The following is a 4,700-nucleotide window of genomic DNA, read 5'->3' as shown; positions in this document are numbered from 1 at the left end:
GGTTCACCGTAATGACCCGCTGGTTGTATCGCATAGCGGCGAGGTGTTTTCGTTCTGGTATGGTCTTACACTTGGTGGCTTTCAGGGCCTCGCACGCACAGTCTCGCACACCCTGCACCAGAGAGGACGGAAGATCAGGAACAGACTCACGAACACCCTTGTAGGTCGCCTTGTGGTTCTCCACCTTACTCCACGTCTGGTTCTCGAACCCCCACTGTGCAGAGGCAGAGAACGCAGTAGAATAGGCCCTCATCGTATCGAGGAGAGTAGAGGGACCACCTTCAGGCAACAGAAGTTTGAACGTGATTGTCCTGATCACATGCATATGCTGATCATGGGAGCACAAAACGATATCGGAGGTGACGGGCAATTCCTCCCCGGCCGAAAGACCGGGGCCTCCTTGCCCATTTAGATGAATGGGCGGGGAGGATCAGGCATGCAGGCGCGGGCTGGAGAGAGGATGTCTGACACCGGTTTCCGGATCATGTCGGCCTTCTTCAGGATCCAGGATCTGATCTGGCCGCCCGACAGACTCCTTGACCAGATCGGGATCAGGGAGAGGATGACCGTTGTGGACTATGGCTGCGGTCCGGGCAGGTATATAGCAGGTGCGTCCAGGCGGGTCGGCAGGACAGGCCGCCTCTATGCCGTCGACATCCATGAACTGGCAATCGAGGCGGTGGTCAGGCGGGTCAGGGAGGAGAGACTTATCAATGTCGTCCCTGTCCTCGCCCGGGGTTATGACTCGGGCCTCCCGGCCGGGACCGCCGACCTCGTCTATGCCCTCGATATGTTCCACATGATCCGGGACCCGTCCGCCTTCCTTGGAGAACTTCACAGGATCATAAAGCCCGGCGGCGTGCTGGTGATCGACGACGGCCACCAGCCGCGCGAGGTGACCCTGAAAAAGATCCGGGCATCGGGCCTGTGGGTGGTCGAGCATGAAACCGCGGCATTTCTCCGGTGCCGCCCAAAATAAAGGATAAATTGGAGGATACTCACTTTCCCGTCCTGGTCACCCGGCCCAGGTAGTCTGAGCGGTGCCCCGACCTGGGGAAGGTACCCTTCGTCGCAGAGCGGACGTCCTCGATGGTGGTGAAGGCGCGGGGGTTCATGCCCTCGATGAGACCGGCGAGGCGTGGGAGGTCGCAGCGCTTCACCACCGAGTAGAGGATGGTGCACGGTCCCTGGAGGCCCTCGGCCCCGACAACGGTCACGCCGTAACCCGTGGCCCTGAGGGCGTCCACAAGAGGTGCGTCCTCCCGCGGCGTGATCACGCGGAGGACGCAGAGGCCCATAGCGAGTCTCTCCTCAAGGAGAATGCCCGCGTAGTTCCCTGTCGCAAACCCGGCGGCGTACGAGAGGAGGAAGACCGGGTTTGTGTAGTCGTTGACGACGAGACCGAGGGAGAGGAGCCAGAGGATGATCTCGAAGAATGCGATGACCGGGACGAGGAGGCGGCCGCCCCGGGCAAGGAGGATGATCCGCAGGGTTTCGAGGCTGACGTCTATCGCCCGCGCCCCGAAGACGACGAGGGGGATGATGAGCGGGGTCAGGACGCCGGCAGAGAGGAGTTCCATAGAGGTGCGGTCGACGGCGCAACTATATAGGGGTGCAGAAGTGTGCCCGTAGAGGCCCACATTCCGGATGTTTTTCGACGGATAAACGGTGCAGGTGTGGCGGCGTCACCGCCGGAGCGCATCGCCTCTCACGCATGTCTGATACCTGTGTAGCCGGAGACCTCAGTGTCCGTCGTGCAGAGGTCGTCGACGGAGAGGGCGTGCACGTCGTCGTGACCGGTGAGACGGGCGAAGTCGCGGAGTTCGGCCGTCGAGACGCGGAGGAAGTTTTCGAGTTGCCGTGCCGAGATCTCGACCCGCAACCGCTCCCGCAGGACAGGGTCCTGCGTCGTCACCCCGACAGGGCATTTGCCGGTGTTGCAGAGGCGGTACTGCTGGCAGGCACAGGCCATCAGGGCGGCGGTCCCGATCGCGACGGCGTCTGCGCCGAGGGCAAGGGCCTTTGCAAAGTCGGAGGAGACCCTGAAGCCGCCTGTGATCACGAGGGAGATCCCCTCTCCGCCGTGCCGGTCAAGGTACGTCCTCGCCCGGTGGAGGGCGAAGGGCGTCGGCACCGATGTGGCGTCCTTCACAAAGAGAGGAGCGGCACCAGTGGCACCCGGTCTCCCGTCGATGGTGACGAAGTCAGGGCCCGCGGCCGTCACCACCGCAAGGTCGTCCTCGATGTGGCCCGCGGCGATCTTCACCCCGATGGGCCTGCCGCCCGTCGCCGCCCTGAGGTCAGAGACGACCGCACGGAGGGAGTCCGCGTCCCTGATCTCCGTGAAGTGCGCCGGGCTTATGACGTCTGTGCCGGGCGGGACGCCCCGCATCGCCGCGATCTCGGGGGTCACCTTCTCCGCGGGGAGGTCACCTCCCATGCCGGGTTTTACAGACTGCCCGATCTTGATCTCGACGGCGTCCACCCTCGCAAGGTTCTCCGGGGTCACGCTGTACCTGTTCGGCACGTACTCGAAGATATAGCGGTGCGAGGCCTCCAGCACCTCGGGGAGGATGCCGCCCTCCCCCGACCCGATCGCCGTGCCGACGGCGGCGCTTCCGCGGGCAAGTGCAAGTTTCGTCTCTCTGGAGAGGGCCCCAAAGGACATGTGGGTAATATAGACCGGGGTCTCGATCACCAGGGGGCGCCTGGCCTCCGGGCCGATCACCGTCCTCGTCCTCACCTCTTCGTCGGCATTCAGGGGTATCCGGGCCAGTTGAGCGCCGAGGACGAGGATGTCGTCCCAGGATACGACCGGCCGCCGCGTCCGCATCGGCTCGACTATCGACTCCCCTGTGGCGGCGATCCGGTGGATCTCGGCCATGTGAACTTCCAGAAGGTCGGCTTCCCGCCGCCATTCCCCGAGATAGCCCTCCGTATAACCGAGGCCGTAATGGGAGACCGTGATGGCATGTGTGGCTCCGCAGACAGGGCAGACGACCGTCTGTTCCACGGTCTTTTTCGGTTCCGGTTCAATGATCTTCAGGTGGGACCGGTCTGATCGGCAGACCGGACACTGCCAGTCATCGGGAAAGGCGGAGGGTTCGGTGCCCGGCCTGACGCCGGTGACCGAATCGCCCCGCAAGGGGTCGTACTCGAAGACCTGGCAGACATCGCACCTGTACCTCACCATGCGGCACCTCCGACCTCACATCCCGGACTGCTCTCCATCATCTCATAGACCCGGCATCTGGTGCAGATGCGGCCTGTCTCTCCGATAGCCGGGGAGCATTCCCATGCTCGCCGCGGGCCTCGACGTCCGGGCACGGCGCGGAGGGGCAGAGAGAGGGGGCCACCTGCTCCTCCTCTGCCGTCTCCGCCGCCATGACAGGGTACATACTCCCGTACCTCCACCTGCCATACATGACGGCACTATAATACTGTTTCCATAATCCCGATTCCCGGGATTACCACAGTATGGCGAAAAAAAAGGGCTGGAATCCGGGCAGGTATCACCCCACCTTCGGCAGGTGCGCAAGCGACTCCCTGATCAGTTCGGCCGGATACTCATAGTCGGGGAGGCCGCCCGCAAGATAGGCGTCATAACTTGCGAAGTCGAAGTTGCCGTGGCCCGAGTTGTTGAAGAGGATCACCTTCTCCTCCCCGGTCTTCCGGCAGGCGAGGGCGGCGTCGATCGCCGCCTTCACGGCATGGGCCGACTCGGGGGCGACGATGATGCCCTCGGTCCTCGCAAAGGTGAGGGCCGCCTCGAAGACCTCGCTCTGGTGGTAGGAGACCGCCCGCACCGCACCGGAGTCGGCGAGGTGGGCGACGAGGGGCGAGACGCCGTGATACCGCAGTCCGCCCGCGTGGATCGCCGGTGGCACGAAGTCGTGGCCCAGGGTGAACATCTTCAGGAGGGGCGTGAGGCCCGCAATGTCGCCGTAGTCGTAGGCATAGAGCCCTTTCGTAAGTGTCGGGCAGGCGGCGGGTTCGACGCCGACGACATCTGTCTCCGGGTGCCTGCCGCGGAGTTTCTCCCCGACGAAGGGGAAGGCAATGCCGGCGAAGTTCGATCCGCCGCCGACGCACCCGATGACCATGTCAGGATAGGCGTCCTCCATGGCGAGTTGCTCACGGGCTTCGAGGCCGATGATTGTCTGGTGGAGGCAGACATGGTTTAAGACCGAACCGAGGGCGTAGTTCGTGTTCTTGTGGCTCACGGCGTCCTCCACCGCCTCGGAGATCGCGATGCCGAGGCTCCCCGGCGTGTCGGGATGGTCGGCGAGGACCTTCCTGCCCGCGGCCGTCTTCTCACTCGGCGACGGGATGCACTCGGCCCCGTAGACTTGCATCATGCTCTTCCTGTACGGTTTCTGGGCATAGGACGACCTGACCATGTACACGGTGCAGGCCATGCCGAAGAGGGAGGTCGCAAAGGCGAGGGAGGAACCCCACTGCCCGGCGCCGGTCTCGGTGGCGACCCTCTCGATCCCCTCCTTCATGTTGTAGTAGGCCTGCGGCACCGCCGTGTTCGGTTTGTGGCTCCCCGGCGGGCTGACCCCCTCCCACTTGTAGTAGATCCTCGCCGGCGTCTTCAGGTAGGCTTCGAGGCGCCGCGCCCTGTACAGCGGGCTCGGCCTCCAGAGTCTGAGGATGTCCCGCACCTCGTCGGGGATGGGGACGGAGCGCTCTGTCGT

5 protein-coding genes and 1 pseudogene are annotated in these 4,700 nt (G+C 64.0%); 1 reads left to right on the top strand and 5 read right to left on the bottom strand.

Annotated features, from left to right (window positions below; genetic code table 11):
* Nucleotides 1-319: pseudogene (locus tag Q0520_RS04325) on the bottom strand (hypothetical protein); the annotation flags it as partial.
* 117 nt (nt 320-436) lie between these two features.
* Here Q0520_RS04325 and Q0520_RS04320 point away from each other — a divergent pair.
* The gene (locus Q0520_RS04320; protein WP_298667047.1) at nt 437-979 is read left to right on the top strand and encodes a class I SAM-dependent methyltransferase; all 543 of its coding nucleotides are present in this window, start codon (nt 437-439) and stop codon (nt 977-979) included.
* Nucleotides 980-998: 19 nt separating this feature from the next.
* Here the strand turns inward: Q0520_RS04320 and Q0520_RS04315 are convergent, their stop codons facing one another.
* The 4 genes from Q0520_RS04315 to Q0520_RS04300 form a co-directional block, all read right to left on the bottom strand.
* The gene (locus Q0520_RS04315; protein ID WP_298667045.1) at nt 999-1,580 is read right to left on the bottom strand and encodes a DUF2179 domain-containing protein; all 582 of its coding nucleotides are present in this window, start codon (nt 1,578-1,580) and stop codon (nt 999-1,001) included.
* Nucleotides 1,581-1,708: 128 nt separating this feature from the next.
* Entirely contained in the window at nt 1,709-3,193 is a 1,485-nt protein-coding gene (locus tag Q0520_RS04310) for a glutamate synthase-related protein (protein ID WP_298667044.1), read from the bottom strand.
* Between the two features lie 37 nt (nt 3,194-3,230).
* Entirely contained in the window at nt 3,231-3,398 is a 168-nt protein-coding gene (locus Q0520_RS04305; protein WP_298667043.1) for a hypothetical protein, read from the bottom strand.
* Nucleotides 3,399-3,512: 114 nt separating this feature from the next.
* Nucleotides 3,513-4,700: TrpB-like pyridoxal phosphate-dependent enzyme (locus Q0520_RS04300; RefSeq protein WP_298667042.1), on the bottom strand; the 1,188-nt coding region annotated here is incomplete at its 5' end.

This window comes from uncultured Methanofollis sp. (assembly GCF_937919355.1).
Classification (GTDB): domain Archaea; phylum Halobacteriota; class Methanomicrobia; order Methanomicrobiales; family Methanofollaceae; genus Methanofollis.
The sequence above is the reverse complement of the archived record's forward strand: the minus strand, read 5'-3'. Positions and strand labels throughout refer to the sequence as shown.